At 64.6% G+C, this 15,245-nt stretch carries 17 protein-coding genes; 15 read left to right on the forward strand and 2 right to left on the reverse strand.

Annotated elements, in window-relative coordinates; translation table 11 throughout:
* The 3 genes from rpsI to erpA all read left to right on the forward strand — a co-directional run bounded on the left by rpsI (position 1) and on the right by erpA (position 1,993).
* Complete coding sequence (gene rpsI / locus ACFJI2_RS00525; protein ID WP_056398368.1) at positions 1-393, forward strand: 30S ribosomal protein S9; 393 nt, start codon at positions 1-3, stop codon at positions 391-393.
* Positions 394-516: 123 nt separating this feature from the next.
* Positions 517-1,554 (forward strand): N-acetyl-gamma-glutamyl-phosphate reductase, encoded by a 1,038-nt coding sequence (gene argC / locus ACFJI2_RS00530; protein WP_377703289.1) that lies wholly within the window; start codon positions 517-519, stop codon positions 1,552-1,554.
* A 73-nt stretch (positions 1,555-1,627) separates the two neighbouring features.
* On the forward strand, positions 1,628-1,993 hold the full coding sequence (gene erpA, locus ACFJI2_RS00535; protein WP_107877760.1) for an iron-sulfur cluster insertion protein ErpA: 366 nt from the start codon (positions 1,628-1,630) through the stop codon (positions 1,991-1,993).
* A gap of 79 nt (positions 1,994-2,072) precedes the next feature.
* Here the strand turns inward: erpA and ACFJI2_RS00540 are convergent, their stop codons facing one another.
* Positions 2,073-3,164 (reverse strand): anhydro-N-acetylmuramic acid kinase, encoded by a 1,092-nt coding sequence (locus ACFJI2_RS00540; RefSeq protein ID WP_377703290.1) that lies wholly within the window; start codon positions 3,162-3,164, stop codon positions 2,073-2,075.
* A gap of 123 nt (positions 3,165-3,287) precedes the next feature.
* On the reverse strand, positions 3,288-4,673 hold the full coding sequence (locus tag ACFJI2_RS00545) for a peptidoglycan DD-metalloendopeptidase family protein (RefSeq protein WP_377703291.1): 1,386 nt from the start codon (positions 4,671-4,673) through the stop codon (positions 3,288-3,290).
* Between the two features lie 156 nt (positions 4,674-4,829).
* Between ACFJI2_RS00545 and tyrS the strand changes: the two genes are divergently transcribed.
* The 12 genes from tyrS (at position 4,830) to ACFJI2_RS00605 (ending at position 15,211) form a co-directional block, all read left to right on the forward strand.
* Complete coding sequence (gene tyrS, locus ACFJI2_RS00550) at positions 4,830-6,065, forward strand: tyrosine--tRNA ligase (protein WP_377703292.1); 1,236 nt, start codon at positions 4,830-4,832, stop codon at positions 6,063-6,065.
* Positions 6,062-6,514 (forward strand): D-aminoacyl-tRNA deacylase, encoded by a 453-nt coding sequence (gene dtd / locus ACFJI2_RS00555; RefSeq protein ID WP_377703293.1) that lies wholly within the window; start codon positions 6,062-6,064, stop codon positions 6,512-6,514. The genes tyrS and dtd overlap by 4 nt, the downstream gene beginning before the upstream one ends.
* Positions 6,515-6,527: 13 nt before the next feature.
* Positions 6,528-7,178, forward strand: coding sequence for a YbhB/YbcL family Raf kinase inhibitor-like protein (locus ACFJI2_RS00560; RefSeq protein ID WP_377703294.1), 651 nt, complete (start codon positions 6,528-6,530; stop codon positions 7,176-7,178).
* Between the two features lie 11 nt (positions 7,179-7,189).
* The gene (locus ACFJI2_RS00565) at positions 7,190-7,831 is read left to right on the forward strand and encodes a histidine phosphatase family protein (protein WP_377703295.1); all 642 of its coding nucleotides are present in this window, start codon (positions 7,190-7,192) and stop codon (positions 7,829-7,831) included.
* Positions 7,832-8,047: 216 nt separating this feature from the next.
* Positions 8,048-9,064: a tRNA dihydrouridine synthase DusB gene (dusB, locus tag ACFJI2_RS00570; RefSeq protein ID WP_377703296.1), complete on the forward strand. Its 1,017-nt coding sequence runs from the start codon at positions 8,048-8,050 to the stop codon at positions 9,062-9,064.
* A 42-nt stretch (positions 9,065-9,106) separates the two neighbouring features.
* The gene (locus tag ACFJI2_RS00575) at positions 9,107-9,340 is read left to right on the forward strand and encodes a helix-turn-helix domain-containing protein (RefSeq protein ID WP_056398400.1); all 234 of its coding nucleotides are present in this window, start codon (positions 9,107-9,109) and stop codon (positions 9,338-9,340) included.
* A 98-nt stretch (positions 9,341-9,438) separates the two neighbouring features.
* Complete coding sequence (gene purH, locus ACFJI2_RS00580) at positions 9,439-11,025, forward strand: bifunctional phosphoribosylaminoimidazolecarboxamide formyltransferase/IMP cyclohydrolase (RefSeq protein WP_377703297.1); 1,587 nt, start codon at positions 9,439-9,441, stop codon at positions 11,023-11,025.
* 126 nt (positions 11,026-11,151) lie between these two features.
* A complete protein-coding gene (ruvC, locus tag ACFJI2_RS00585) occupies positions 11,152-11,709 on the forward strand; it encodes a crossover junction endodeoxyribonuclease RuvC (RefSeq protein WP_377703298.1) in 558 nt (185 codons plus the stop codon).
* Positions 11,710-11,730: 21 nt separating this feature from the next.
* Positions 11,731-12,309, forward strand: a complete 579-nt coding sequence (ruvA, locus tag ACFJI2_RS00590; protein WP_056398405.1) for a Holliday junction branch migration protein RuvA — start codon at positions 11,731-11,733, stop codon at positions 12,307-12,309.
* Positions 12,310-12,315: 6 nt separating this feature from the next.
* The gene (gene ruvB, locus ACFJI2_RS00595; protein WP_377703299.1) at positions 12,316-13,371 is read left to right on the forward strand and encodes a Holliday junction branch migration DNA helicase RuvB; all 1,056 of its coding nucleotides are present in this window, start codon (positions 12,316-12,318) and stop codon (positions 13,369-13,371) included.
* 19 nt (positions 13,372-13,390) lie between these two features.
* Positions 13,391-14,332 (forward strand): LysR family transcriptional regulator, encoded by a 942-nt coding sequence (locus ACFJI2_RS00600; protein WP_377703300.1) that lies wholly within the window; start codon positions 13,391-13,393, stop codon positions 14,330-14,332.
* 111 nt (positions 14,333-14,443) lie between these two features.
* The gene (locus ACFJI2_RS00605; RefSeq protein WP_377703301.1) at positions 14,444-15,211 is read left to right on the forward strand and encodes an SDR family oxidoreductase; all 768 of its coding nucleotides are present in this window, start codon (positions 14,444-14,446) and stop codon (positions 15,209-15,211) included.
* The last annotated feature ends 34 nt before the right edge of the window (positions 15,212-15,245 follow it).

Below are 15,245 nucleotides of genomic sequence, written 5' to 3' on the forward strand. Positions count from 1 at the left end.
ATGATCGGTAACTACAACTACGGCACCGGCCGTCGCAAGAGTGCAGTGGCTCGCGTGTTCATCAAGGCAGGCACTGGCCAAATCATCGTTAACGGCAAGCCAGCGGCTGAGTACTTCTCCCGCGAAACCGGCCTGATGGTGATCCGTCAACCACTGGAACTGACCGGCAACGTTGAGCGTTTCGACATCAAAGTCAACGTTCACGGCGGCGGCGAGTCCGGCCAGGCAGGCGCTGTGCGCCACGGCATCACCCGCGCACTGATCGACTACGATGCAGCTCTGAAGGGCGACCTGGCACGTGCCGGCTTCGTCACTCGCGATGCGCGCGAAGTTGAGCGTAAAAAAGTTGGTCTGCGCAAAGCACGTCGCGCAAAGCAATTCTCGAAGCGTTAATCTGCATTATGCAGCGTGTGCTACGGCACATGCTGTCGAGAAAGCCGCCCGGTACGCCGGGCGGCTTTTTTTCAGCCCTGCTAAAATGGGCGTCCTCTCTTCATTTACTCCCAAGGAAAGAACATGATCAAAGTTGGCATCGTCGGCGGCACCGGATACACCGGAGTGGAACTGCTGCGATTGTTGGCCGTCCACCCTCAAGTGCAGCTGACCGCGATTACGTCGCGCAAAGAGGATGGCTTGCCGGTGGCTGACATGTATCCTTCCCTGCGCGGCCGCGTGAACCTGGCGTTCTCGGCGCCGGACAAGGTCGACCTGGCCCAGTGCGACGTGGTGTTCTTTGCCACCCCGCACGGCGTGGCCATGGAGCAGGCGCCCGCGCTGCTGAAGGCCGGCGTGAAAGTGATCGACCTGGCGGCGGATTTCCGCATCAAGGACCAGGCCGTATTTGAAAAGACGTACAAGATTCCGCACACCGCGCCGCAGCTGATCGAGGAAGCCGTGTACGGCCTGCCCGAGCTGAACCGCGACGACATCAAGGCCGCCAAGCTGATCGCCAACCCGGGCTGCTACCCGACCACCATGCAGCTGGGCTTCGTGCCGCTGCTCAAGGCTGGCGTGATCGACGCGGGCAACCTGATCGCCGACTGCAAATCCGGCGTGTCCGGTGCCGGCCGCAAGGCCGAGATCGGCATCCTGTTCTCCGAGTCCAGCGACAACTTCAAGGCCTACGGCGTGTCGGGCCACCGCCACACCCCGGAGACGGTGGCGCAGCTGCAACGTTTCAGCAGCGACAAGGTCAACCTGATCTTCACCCCGCACCTAGTGCCGATGATACGCGGCATGCACTCGACGCTGTACGCCCGGCTGACCAAGGACGTCAGCAACGAAGAGCTGCAGGCGCTGTTCGAAGACGCCTACCAGGACCAGCCCTTCGTGGACGTGATGCCGTTTGGCTCGCACCCGGAAACCCGCAGCACGCGCGGCGCCAACATGCTGCGCCTGGCGCTGCACCGTCCGGACAACGGCAACACCGTCATCGTGCTGGTGGTGCAGGACAACCTGGTCAAGGGCGCATCCGGCCAGGCCGTGCAGTGCATGAACCTGATGTTCGGCCTGGAAGAAGGCCTCGGACTGAACAATATCGCGCTGCTGCCGTAAGGAAACTCGCGCCTCGACAGCGCGAGATCCCACTAAGGTCTATAATGGCCGTATGAATTTTTAGGAGTACCACATGAATGCAGTAGCCGAAGTGCAAGACGAAGTCATCCCGGCCCCTATCGTATTCACCGACAGCGCCGCGCAGAAAGTTGCGCAGCTGATCGAAGAAGAGGGCAATCCAGATCTGAAACTGCGCGTATTCGTGCAGGGTGGCGGCTGCTCGGGCTTCCAGTACGGTTTCACGTTCGATGAAATCGTCAACGAAGACGACACCACCATGGACAAGAACGGCGTGCAGCTGCTGATCGACTCCATGAGCTACCAGTACCTGATCGGTGCCGAAATCGATTACAAGGACGACCTGGAAGGCGCGCAATTCGTCATCAAGAACCCGAACGCCACCTCGACCTGCGGTTGCGGCTCCTCGTTCTCGGCCTAAACCGGACCTGCGGGGTTACGCTACTCCGCCCAGCATCGCGTAGGGCGGGTTAGCGGGGCGTAACCCGCCGCCGCCGCATTCAGCGCGGATACAGCGCCCCCAGCACCCGTTCCCCGCGCGCACCCGTGACGGCCGGCAGATTCCCCGCCAGCCGCTCATTGAAGCGGAACGCCAGCCACGCAAAGGCCAGCGCCTCCATGCGGTTCGGCTCCACGCCCAGCGCGGCGGTCGATTCCACAGCCACGCCCAGTTCCGCCGCCAGTCCCCGCATCAGCACGCCATTGTAGGCGCCGCCCCCGCACACATACACCGCCTCCGTCCTCGGCGCATGCTCCCTGATCGCGTTGGAGAGCGAGCGCACGGTCAGCTGCGTCAGCGTGGCCTGCACATCCTGCGGCGCGGCGGAGGCGAACGGCGCCAGCTGCGCGTCCAGCCACTGCGCGTGGAACAGGTCGCGCCCCGTGCTTTTCGGCGCCGGCAGGGCGAAATACGGCTCGCGCAGCAGCGCGTCGAGCAGCGGCTGGATCACGGTGCCGGACGCGGCCCAGGCGCCATCCTCATCGTAAGCCTTGCCCTGGTGGCGGGCGATCCACGCATCCATCAGCACATTGCCGGGGCCGGTATCGAAGCCGCTCGCCTTGCCGTCGCCGCGCAGCACGCTGATATTCGCGATGCCGCCGATATTGGCCACCACGCGGGTCTTGCCCGGCTGGCTGAACATCGCCTGGTGGAAAGCCGGCACCAGCGGCGCGCCCTGGCCGCCGGCCGCCACGTCGCGGCTGCGGAAGTCCGCTACCACGTCGATGCCGCAAAGCTCGGCCAGCAGGGCAGGATTGCCGGTCTGGCGCGTAAAGCCCAGCTCCGGGCGGTGGCGTATGGTCTGCCCGTGCGAGCCGACCGCGCGCACATCGGCCGGCTTCATCTCCGTCTGCGCCAGCACATCGGCCACGCACTGCGCGTAATACTGCGCCAGCGTATTGGCCGCCAGCGCCTCGCGTTCCAGCTCGTTCGGGCTGGCCGCCTGCAGCGCCATCAGCTCCTCGCGCAACGCCGGCGGAAACGGCACATAGGCCGCCGCCAGGGTGCGCGCCGCGCCGGCCCAGAAATCCACCAGCACCCCATCCACGCCATCCAGGCTGGTCCCCGACATCAAGCCGATATACAAGCTCATACGCTTCTCCCCAATAGATTCCCGCTATTGTAATGAAAATGAAAATGGGGTCAGGGTTAATTTTTCAGGAAATATTTCCTGAAAAATTAACCCTGACCCCATTTTTTCGCCGGAGCAGTTTGCTTATTTGGCGGCCAGGCTGGAGGCGTTGGCGTTGGTGGGACGCAGCAGCGCGAAGCGGTGCATCATGTCGCCGGAGACGGTCTTGAAGCGGCTTAGCTCGGCTGCGGTCAGCGGGGCCTGGGCTTGCACGTTGAGTTTGCTCGGGTCCTTGGCTTCGCCGCCGACGCGGAATTCGTAGTGCAGGTGGGCGCCGGTGGACCAGCCGGTGCTGCCGACGTAGCCGATCACGTCGCCCTGGCTGACCTTGGCGCCTTTTTTCAGGCCCGGCGCAAAGCGGCTCATGTGGGCGTAGGCCGTGGTGTAGTTGGCCCAGTGCTTCAGCACCACCAGGTTGCCGTAGCCGCCCTGGGTGCCGGCGAAGTCCACCACGCCGTCGCCGGAGGCGCGGATCGGGGTGCCGGTGGCCGCCGCGAAGTCGATGCCTTTGTGGGCCTTCCAGTTGCCCGAAATCGGGTGCACGCGCATCGAGAAGCCGGACGAGATGCGGGAGAATTCCAGCGGCGACTTCAGGAAGGCTTTTTTCAGCGATTTTCCGTCGAAGCTGTAGTAGCCGCCGCCCTGGCTGCTGTTCGGGTCTTCAAACCACACCGACTGGTAGGTCACGCCGCGGTTGGTGAACTCGCCCGCCAAAATGCGGCCGGCGCGGATGAACTCGCCATCCTGCCAGAACGTTTCGTAGACCACGTTGAAATGGTCGCCGCGCTTCAGGTCGGAGCGGAAGTCGATATTGGTGGAGAACATTTCCACGATCTGGCGCACCACCGAGTCCGGCAGCTTGGAGCCGTCGTTGCTGGCGTCGGTGGCCGCGTACAGGGACGAGGAATTGATGGTGCGCGCGTGCATTTCCACGCGGCGCTCCAGCTTGGCCGCCTCTTCGCTGGCGACGAAGCCGTCGCCCTTGCGGCTGACCAGGATGTTCTTGACCGGCGTGTCCTGGCTGTCGAGCACGGTGGCGCGCAGCCACACCAGGTTGCCGTTCTCGTCCGTCTGCGCCTGCACGCGCTTGCCGGTTTTCAGCTGCATCACACCTTTGGCGACCTTGTCCTTCTTGATGAAGGTTTCGGCTGCGTCGTCTTCCACGCCGAGGCGGGTCATCAGCGTGGCGAGCGTGTCGCCGGCGCGGATGCGTTCTTCGTGGACGTATTTTTCGGTGGATTCTTGCTGTTCGAGGGCGCCGATTTGCGCGGAGATGTTCGGAAGTTCGAGGGCTGTGGAGACCGACTTGACTGGCAAGTCCGCCGCGTCAGGCGCGAGCGGAGCGACGCCGGCCGCACCAAAAGCGCACACAGCAAGGAAAATTGCCGATGCACTCATGATGCGCGCCTTGCGCGTCGAACCTAGCAAGTTGACCAAGCCTTGGCTTGTGAATTTGTTTATAGGGTTCATGCAATCAGTTAAAATTTACCGCTTGAACTGTTCCGAACTTTGATGTTTTTGTAATTGTCGTCTTATCGAGTTTTCATGCGGCAAGATTGATGGGATCGCGAATTATATCAAACTATCGGACTCATCCTACATTTTCACGAGAATTGTGCTCCCCTTATGGTAACTGCAACCCAACCCGCTCTGCCGCTGTCCGACCGCGTGCAGGAAGCCCTGGCCATCACCAAACGCGGTGTCGATGAGCTGCTGATTGAATCCGAGTTTGCGCAAAAGCTGGCGCGTTCCGAGCAGAGCGGCGTGCCGCTGCGCATCAAGCTGGGCCTGGACCCGACCGCGCCGGACCTGCACCTGGGCCATACCGTGGTGCTGAACAAGATGCGCCAGCTGCAAAACCTGGGCCACCAGGTAATCTTCCTGATCGGCGACTTCACTTCCATGATCGGCGACCCGTCCGGCCGCAACGCCACCCGTCCGCCGCTCACGCGCGAGCAGATCGAAGCGAACGCCGCCACTTACTTCAAGCAAGCCTCGCTGGTGCTCGATCCGGCCAAGACCGAAATCCGCTACAACTCCGAGTGGTGCGACCCGCTCGGCGCGCGCGGCATGATCCAGCTGGCCTCGCGCTACACCGTGGCGCGCATGATGGAGCGTGACGACTTCACCAAGCGCTTCAAGAACGGCACGCCGATTTCCGTGCACGAATTTCTGTACCCGTTGATGCAGGGCTACGACTCGGTGGCCCTGAAGGCTGACCTGGAACTTGGCGGCACCGACCAGAAATTCAACCTGCTGGTGGGCCGCGAACTGCAGAAAGACTGGGACCAGGAGCCTCAGTGTATTTTGACCATGCCGCTGCTGGAAGGTTTGGACGGCGTGGAAAAAATGTCCAAGTCGAAGAACAACTACATCGGCATCACCGAGCCGGGCAATACCATGTTCGCCAAGATCATGAGCATTTCCGACGTGATGATGTGGCGCTACTACGAACTCCTGTCGTGGAAATCGATCGAAGAAGTGGCGGCACTGAAGCGCGCCGTGGAGCAGGGCGGCAACCCGCGCGACGCCAAGGTGGCGCTGGCGCAGGAAATCGTCGAGCGCTTCCATTCGCGCCAGGCGGCCGAGGATGCGCTGGCCGACTTCGTCAACCGTTCCAAGGGCGGCATCCCGGATGACGTGCCGGAAATCACGCTGGCCGGCGCGCCGGCCGGCATTGCCCAGCTGCTCAAGCAGTCCAACCTGTGCGCTTCCGTGTCGGAAGCGGCGCGCATGGTGGACCAGGGCGGCGTGCGCGTGGATGGCGCCGTCATCAGCGACAAGGCGCTGAAGCTGGACGCCGGCACGTTCGTGCTGCAAGTGGGCAAGCGCAAGTTTGCGCGTGTCACGCTGACGGCATGATAGGGCTGCTGCAGCGGGTCAGCAGCGCGGCCGTGGTGGTCGATGGCGTGCAGGTGGGCGCCATCGATGCTGGCCTGATGGTGCTGGTGTGCGCCGAGCGCGGCGACACCGAGAAGGAAGCGGACGCCCTGCTGCACAAGCTGCTGGGCTACCGCGTATTCGCGGACGAGGCGGGCAAGATGAACCGCAGCGTGACGGACGTGGCCGGCGGCCTGCTGCTGGTGCCGCAGTTCACGCTGGCGGCGGACACCAAGTCCGGCACGCGCCCGTCGTTCACGCCTGCGGCTGCCCCGGCCGACGGCGCGCGGCTGTTCGAGTATTTCGTGCGCCAGGCGCGGCTCAGGCATCCGCAAGTGGCAACCGGCCAGTTCGGCGCGGACATGCAAGTGTCCCTGACGAACGACGGCCCGGTGACGTTCTGGCTGCAGGTCGAGCCCAAACTACAATGATGCGGAGGTGGCGTTGAAACTCTGGAGCGATTCTTTCAAAAACGGCGGTGTGATCCCTGCCGAGTTCGCATTTGCCGAGCCGGACCCGCACAACCGCGTCAAGCTGGCCGGCAACCGCAATCCGCACCTGGCCTGGGACGACGTGCCCAACGGCACCGAGTCGCTGCTGCTGCTGTGCATAGACGGCGACGCGCCCGCCGACGGCGCCAAGGTCAACCAGGAAGGCAAGACGCTGGATGCCTCCGACGAGCGCGCCGACTTCTACCACTGGGCGCTGGCCGACATTCCGCCCGTGCTGTCCGCCATCGCAGCCGGCCAGCTGGCCGACGGCGTCGTGCCCAAGGGCAAATCCGGGCCGGACGCGATACTGACCGCCCAGAACGGCGCGACGCACCAGCTGCGCCAGGGCGTGAACGACTACACCAGCTGGTTCGCCGCCGACCCCGCCATGGCGGGCGACTATTTCGGTTATGATGGCCCCTGCCCGCCGTGGAACGACCTGCGGGTGCACCACTATGTATTCCGGCTGTACGCGCTGGACGTGCCACGCCTGCCGCTCGAAGGCCGCTTCACCTGCGCACAGGCATGCGAAGCCATGCGCGGCCACATATTGGACGAAGCACAAATCATCGGCACCTACCGCCTGAATTCGCAGGCGCGCTAAACCAGGGTTACATGACTACCAGCATTTTATTGATACGCCACGGCGAGACGGCGTGGAACGCCGTGCGCCGCCTGCAAGGCCACATCGACATCCCCTTGAACCCGGAAGGCCAGCGCCAGGCCGACGCGCTGGCGCGCGCGCTGGCGGCCGAGCCGCTGCACGCCATCATCTCCAGCGACCTGCAGCGCGCGCTGCAGACCGCGCAGGCGGTGGCCGGCCCCGGGCGCACGGTGCACCAGGACGTGCAGCTGCGCGAGCGTTGCTACGGCGTATTCGAGGGCATGCTGTACGCCGACATCGAGCGCACCTATCCGGCCGAGTTCGCCGCCTGGCAGGCGCGCGACATCGACGCCGTGCCGCCGGCCGGCGAGCGCGTGGCCGAGAGTTTCCGGCAGTTCTACGACCGCTGCATGGGCGGCATCGCCGCTTCGGCCGAGCGCCACGCCGGGCGCAGTATCGCCATCGTCGCCCACGGCGGCGTGCTGGAGTGCGCCTACCGGGCCGCCACCGGCATGGGCCTGGACAGCCCGCGCGACTTCCAGGTCAAGAACGCCAGCATCAACCGTTTCACTGTCGCCAACGGCAAACTGGCGCTGCACAGCTGGGGCGAAACCGCCCACCTCGAACAACTCGTCCTGGACGACATCGTCTGACTTAGTCTCATTAGCAAGCTGAGCCGCATTCGGGGTCAGACCCCGAATGCGGCTCAGGCTGCCTGGCACGCCCGTGCGTATAAATTCCACAAGGAAACGCAGTTTCATAACTGCTAAGCTGCACAAGTGCGGGAATCAGAATAAATAGTGCTTATTATTTGAGCATGTCATCGGTTAGAATAAACGGTTTCCCCGCTCCACTTTCAGGCTTACCCAGTGCAAATCGGTCCTCACATTCTTCGCAACAATGTCTTCGTCGCCCCTATGGCGGGCGTGACGGATAGGCCGTACCGCCAGCTGTGCAAGGAGCTGGGCGCGGGGTACGCGGTGTCGGAGATGGCGGCGTCGAACCCGCGCGTGTGGGCCTCCGAGAAGAGCGCGCGCCGCCTCGACCATGCCGGCGAGATGGAGCCGAAAGCGGTGCAGATCGCGGGCTCGGACCCGCAGGAACTGGCCGATTGCGCCAAATTCAATGTGGATAAGGGCGCCCAGATTATCGACATCAACATGGGCTGCCCGGTCAAGAAAGTGTGCAACAACTGGTGCGGCTCGGCCTTGCTGCCGCACGAGGACCTGGTGCAGCGCATCCTGCACGCGGTGGTGGGCGCGGTGGACGTGCCTGTCACGCTGAAATTCCGCACCGGCTGGGACCGCGAAAACAAGAATGCGCTGCGCATCGCGCGCATTGCCGAGCAGGCCGGCATCCGGATGCTGACGCTGCACGGCCGTACCCGCGCCGACGGCTATACCGGCGACGCCGAATACGACACTATCGCCGCCGTCAAGGCCTCGGTCGCCATCCCGGTGGTGGCCAACGGCGATATCACGTCGCCCGAGAAGGCCCGATTTGTTCTGGACAAAACAGGCGCCGACGCCGTCATGGTGGGCCGCGCCGCCCAAGGCCGCCCGTGGATCTTCCGCGAGATCGACCATTACCTGCGCACCGGCACCCATCTGCCGGCGCCGCTGGTGGCCGAAGTGGCGCAGCTGATGGACGAGCACCTGCAGGCGCACTACGCCTTCTACGGCGAGCGCAAGGGCATGCTGACGGCGCGCAAGCACATCGGCTGGTATGTGCGCGACCTGGAAGGCGGCGAGGAATTCCGCCAGCGCATGAACCGCCTGGAGTCCACGCAGGAACAGTTGCAGTCGGTTAAAGAATTTTTCGAATCCCAATGGAAGTATGGCGAGCGGTTACAATACCGCCTCGCCGAAGAAAAGCTGGCCGCCTGAACGGCGCCAGCGTGGCAGATCAATTAGCAGAAATATATAAAAATGAGCAAAGAAAGCATTCAGGAAGTCGTCCAGAAATCGCTGGAAGATTACTTCAACGATTTGGGCGAGCAGCAGGCGTCGAACATCTATGACATGGTCGTGCTGACCGTGGAACGTCCGATCCTCGAAGTGGTCATGACCCGCGCCGACGGCAACCAGTCGCATGCCGCGCAGATGCTGGGCATCAACCGCAATACCCTGCGAAAGAAATTGCAGGAGCACGGCCTGCTGTAACGGTCCGCTGACGTCCCGGCTTGCATGGCTGTGACCGGCCCATGCGGCCGGTAAGTTGACCTTTGTCCCACAGAACATTCAACAACCTAGCCACAGCCATGATTAAACAAGCTCTCATCTCCGTTTCCGACAAGACCGGCGTCCTGGACTTCGCCCGTGCCCTGTCCGCCATGGGCGTCAACATCCTGTCCACCGGCGGCACCGCCAAGCTGCTCGCCGACAACGGCGTGGCCGTGACCGAAGTGGCCGACTACACCGGCTTCCCGGAAATGCTGGACGGCCGCGTGAAGACGCTGCACCCGAAAGTGCACGGCGGCATCCTTGCGCGCCGCGACTTCCCGGAGCACATGGCCAAGCTGGAAGAGCACGGCATCCCGACCATCGACATGGTGGTGGTGAACCTGTACCCGTTCCAGGCCACGGTGGCCAAGGATGACTGCTCGCTGGACGACGCGATTGAAAACATCGACATCGGCGGCCCGGCCATGCTGCGTTCGTCGGCCAAGAACCACAAGGACGTGGTGGTGATCTGCGACCCGTCCGACTATGGCGTAGTGCTGGCCGAGATGAAGACCACGGACAACGCGCCCGGCTACGTCAGCTACGAAACCCGTTTCATGCTGGCCAAGAAGGTCTACGCGCACACCGCGCAGTACGACGGCGCCATCGCCAACTACCTGTCCAGCCTGGGTCCGGACCGCCAGCACGCCACCCGCGCGGCCTATCCGCAAACCCTGAACGCGCATTTTGAAAAAGTGCAGGACATGCGCTACGGCGAAAACCCGCACCAGTCGGCCGCCTTCTACCGCGACCTGGCACCGGTGGCCGGCGCGCTGGCCAACTACCGCCAGCTGCAGGGCAAGGAACTGTCGTACAACAACATCGCCGACGCGGACGCCGCGTGGGAATGCGTGAAATCGATGGGCGGCTTCGACCAGTCGGCAGCCTGCGTCATTGTCAAGCACGCCAATCCGTGCGGCGTGGCGCTGGGCGCCAACGCGGCCGACGCCTACAAGCGCGCGCTGCAGACCGACCCGACCTCGGCCTTCGGCGGCATCATCGCCTTCAACGTGGAAGTGGACGGCACCGCCGCCACCGAACTGGCCAAGCTGTTCGTGGAAGTGCTGATCGCGCCGTCCTTCACCGCTGAAGCCAAGCAGATCCTGTCGGCCAAGCAGAACGTGCGCCTGCTGGAAATCCCGCTGGGCAACGGCGTCAACGCCATGGACTTCAAGCGCGTGGGCGGCGGCCTGCTGGTGCAGTCGGCCGACGCGAAGAACGTGCTGCTGGCGGACCTGAAAGTGGTGACCAAGCTGCAGCCTACCCAGCAGCAGCTGCAGGACCTGATGTTCGCCTGGCGCGTGGCCAAGTACGTCAAGTCCAACGCCATCGTCTTCTGCGGCAATAATATGACCCTGGGCGTGGGCGCCGGCCAGATGAGCCGCATCGACTCCGCGCGCATCGCCTCCATCAAGGCGCAGAACGCCGGCCTGACGCTGACCGGTTCGGTCGTGGCCTCGGACGCCTTCTTCCCGTTCCGCGACGGCCTGGACGTGGTGGTCGATGCCGGCGCCACCTGCGTTATCCAGCCGGGCGGCTCCATGCGCGACCAGGAAGTGATCGACGCCGCCGACGAGCGCGGCGTGGTGATGCTGTACACCGGCACCCGCCACTTCCGCCATTAATCCGCGCTAAGCGCTGCCGAACCGGGGCCGGACGGTGAAACCTGTCCGGCCCCGGTTTTTTATTGCACTGTGCGTATATACAGCTTTTGCTGCTTGCCAGCCATGTTGTTGATGTACAATCCCAGCATGATTATTCTCGGCATCGACCCTGGCTTGCGCACCACCGGCTTCGGCGTCATCCACAAGCAGGGCGCGAAGCTGCGCTATATCGCGTCCGGCACCATCAAGTCCGGCGAGGGCGACCTGCCGACCCGGCTCAAAGTCATCCTGGATGGCGTGAGCGAAGTGGCCGCCACCTACCAGCCGGACTGCTCGGCCATAGAAAAAGTCTTCGTCAACGTCAATCCCCAATCGACCCTGCTGCTGGGCCAGGCGCGCGGCGCGGCCATTTGCGCGCTGGTCAGCAACGGCCTGTCGGTGGCCGAATACTCGCCCACCCAGCTCAAGCAAGCCGTGGTCGGCACCGGCAAGGCCGCCAAGGCCCAGGTGCAGGACATGGTGGCGCGCCTGCTGGCGCTGCCCGGCCTGCCCGGCTCGGACGCGGCCGACGCGCTCGGCGTGGCCATCTGCCACGCCAACAGCCACGATGCGCTGGCCATGATTGCGCTGGCCGGCGCACTGCCCGGCAAAGCGGGTGGCCAGCTGGCGGGCCTGCGCATGCGCCGCGGCCGCCTGGTCGATTAACCACATACTGAAGGTTCACACATGATCGGACGTCTCTCCGGCATCCTGCTTGAAAAAAATCCCCCGCAACTGCTGGTTGACGTGCAAGGCGTAGGCTATGAGGTCGACGTGCCCATGAGCACCTTCTACAACCTGCCCGGCGTGGGCGAGAAGGTGGTGCTGTTCACGCACCAGGCCATCCGCGAAGACGCACACCTGCTGTTCGGCTTCGGCAACGCCGAGGAGCGCGCCGTGTTCCGCCAGCTGATTAAAATCAGCGGCGTCGGCGCGCGCACCGCGCTGTCGATCTTGTCCGGCATGTCGATCGCCGACCTGGCGCAAGCCGTCACGCTGCAGGAATCGGGCCGCCTGGTGAAAGTGCCCGGCATCGGCAAGAAGACCGCCGAGCGCCTGCTGCTGGAGCTGAAGGGCAAGCTGGGCGCCGACATCGGGGCCGGCCACGCCCACCCGGTGCACGACGCGCAAGCGGACATCCTGAACGCGCTGATCGCTTTGGGGTATTCTGACAAGGAAGCGCTGCTGGCGCTGAAGACCGTCCCCGCCGGCGCCGGCGTGTCGGACGGCATCAAGCAGGCGCTGAAGGCGCTGTCCAAGGGTTAACCAGTAATGAGCATCCAGACCGACAATTTCACCGAACAGCGCATCATCGATGCCGCCCCCTCGTCGCCGAACGAGGAGGCAATCGAGCGCGCGCTGCGCCCCAAGCACCTTGAGGAATACGTCGGGCAGGCCAAGATCCGCGACCAGCTGGAAATCTTCATCGCCGCCGCGCGCAACCGCAAGGAGGCGCTGGACCACACGTTGCTGTTCGGCCCGCCGGGCCTGGGCAAGACCACGCTGGCCAACATCATCGCGCGCGAAATGGGCGTGAACCTGCGCCAGACCTCCGGTCCGGTGCTGGAGCGCCCGGGCGACCTGGCCGCCATCCTGACCAACCTGGAAGCGAACGACGTGCTGTTCATCGACGAGATCCACCGCCTGTCGCCGGTGGTCGAGGAGATCCTGTACCCGGCGCTGGAAGACTACCAGATCGACATCATGATAGGCGAGGGGCCGGCCGCGCGTTCTGTCAAGCTGGACCTGCAGCCGTTCACGCTGGTGGGCGCCACCACGCGCGCCGGCATGCTGACCAACCCGCTGCGCGACCGCTTCGGCATCGTGGCGCGGCTGGAGTTCTACACGGTGCCCGAACTGACCAAGATCGTCAGCCGCAGCGCGGCCTTGCTCAAGGCGAGCATCGACGTCGAAGGCGCGACCGAGATCGCGCGCCGCGCGCGGGGCACGCCGCGTATCGCCAACCGCCTGCTGCGCCGCGTGCGCGACTTCGCCGAAGTGAAGGGCAACGGCGACATCACGCGCGACGTGGCCGCCGCCGCGCTGGTGATGCTGGACGTGGACACGGTCGGCTTCGACGTGATGGACCGCAAGCTGCTCGAAGCGGTGCTGTACAAATTCGGCGGCGGGCCGGTCGGCATCGGCAACCTGGCCGCCGCCATCGGCGAAGCGGCCGACACCATCGAGGACGTGCTGGAACCGTACCTGATCCAGCAAGGCTATCTGCAGCGCACCCCGCGCGGCCGCGTCGCCACCGCGGCCGCCTACCAGCACTTCGGCGTGACGCCGCCGCGCACCAATCCGACTGGCGATTTGTGGGACCAATAAGCGTTCCGCCGGCCGCCTGATGGACGAACTGCGCGCCATCGCCACCTTCGTGCGGGCTGCCGAGCTGGGCAGTTTCAACCGCGCAGCCGAAGCGCAGGGCACTACGCCGCAAGCGGTCAGCAAGACCATACGGCAGCTGGAGCAGCACCTCGGCGTGCGCCTGTTCCACCGTACCACCCGCAAGAGCGCCCTCACCGAAGAAGGCTTGCGCCTGCTGGCCTCCGTCAAGCCCGGCCTGGATGGGCTGGTCGGTGCGCTCAGCCGGGCGCGCAGCGCCGCCCTGGACGACCAGGGCCTGGTGCGCATCACCGCGCCCGGCGCGGTCGGCCGCAAGGTGCTGATGCCGCTGCTGGCCGAGTTCCAGCAGCGCTATCCTCTGATCCAGTTCGAACTGCTGCTGTCGGAAGGCTTTAGCGACATGGTCGATGACCGCATCGATGTCGGTTTCCGCGCCGGCAATCCGCCCGACCTGCAAGTGATCGGCCGCACCTTGTTCGCCGTGCAGCAGATTGTCTGCGCCACGCCTGCCTATCTGGCGCAGCACGGTGCGCCGCGCAGCATCGCCGAGCTGCAGGCGCACCGCTGCACGGCTTACCGCCAGCCCGGCAGCGGGCGCGCCATGCCCTGGGAGTTCGAGGTGGACGGCGGCACCGTGTTCCAGCACATGCCCACTGTCGTGTGCAGCAACGATCCGGAGGCGGACATGCACGCCGTGCTGGCCGGCATGGGCATTGGCCAGGTCGACAGCATCAACGCCGCCGCCGCGCTGCGCAGCGGCCTGCTGGTGCCGCTGTTGGCGTCCACGGTGAGCGAGCGCATGGGCCTGCACCTCTACTACCCGCAGCGCGCCGACATGCCGGGGCGGGTGCGGCGCTTCATCGACTTTGCCGTCGAGCGGCTGCAGGGCAGCACGACCTATTCGGTGCCGCGCGCCGAGTTGCTGGCGCTGGCCGGCAATTAGCAACTGCTGGTTGTCTTTAAATCGTGTTTTATGGACTACTTCGGTTGTTCGTAAAAATCTACAGTTCTCCCTGTCGCCGCACCGCCGGCATTCACCCCCAAGGAGAACAGCATGAACCAAGCAAACCAACTGTCCGGCCGCGTGGCCGTCATCACCGGCGCCTCGAGCGGCATCGGCCTGTCCACCGCCAGGCTGCTGGCCGCGAGGGGCGCCAAGGTGGCCGTGCTGGCGCGCCGCAAGGCTGCGCTGGACAGCCTGGTGGCGGAGATCGAACAGGCCGGCGGCACTGCCATGGCGCTGGCGGTCGACGTGACCGACCAGGCGTCCATCGATGCCGCGGCTGCCGCCGTGCTGGCAGCCTGGGGGCCGGCCAGCCTGGTCTTTAACAACGCCGGCCTGATGCTGCCCGGCGCCATCGAGGAAAACCGGCTGGAGGAATGGACCCGCCAGATCGACATCAACGTGGACGGCGTCATGCGCATCATCCACGCCTTCGTGCCGCAGCTGGTGCAGGCGGCCGGGCAGGGCGCGACGGTGGACCTGATCAACACGTCTTCCATCGCCGGCCAGTATATTTATCCCTACTTCGCCGTCTACAGCGCGACCAAGGCCTACGTCAGCCACCTGACGCGCCACATGCGCGCCGAACTGGGCCAAAAGAATATCCGCGTATCCATGATCGAGCCGGGCATTGTCGCGACCGAACTGCAAAGCCACGTCACCCACCAGGGCGTGCTGGACTGGCTGGACCAGGCTGCGCAGACCATGGATTTCCTGCAGCCGCAAGACGTGGCCGAGGTGGTGGGCTTCCTGGCCGTGCAGCCGCCGCGCGTGAACCTGATGCAAGTGGTGGTGATGCCGACCAAGCAGGCTACCTGAGGCAGGCGTTATACTGCATGGCTGATCGATTCAT

The sequence above is a fragment of the Pseudoduganella sp. UC29_71 genome (assembly GCF_042693265.1).
Taxonomy (GTDB): domain Bacteria; phylum Pseudomonadota; class Gammaproteobacteria; order Burkholderiales; family Burkholderiaceae_D; genus Rugamonas.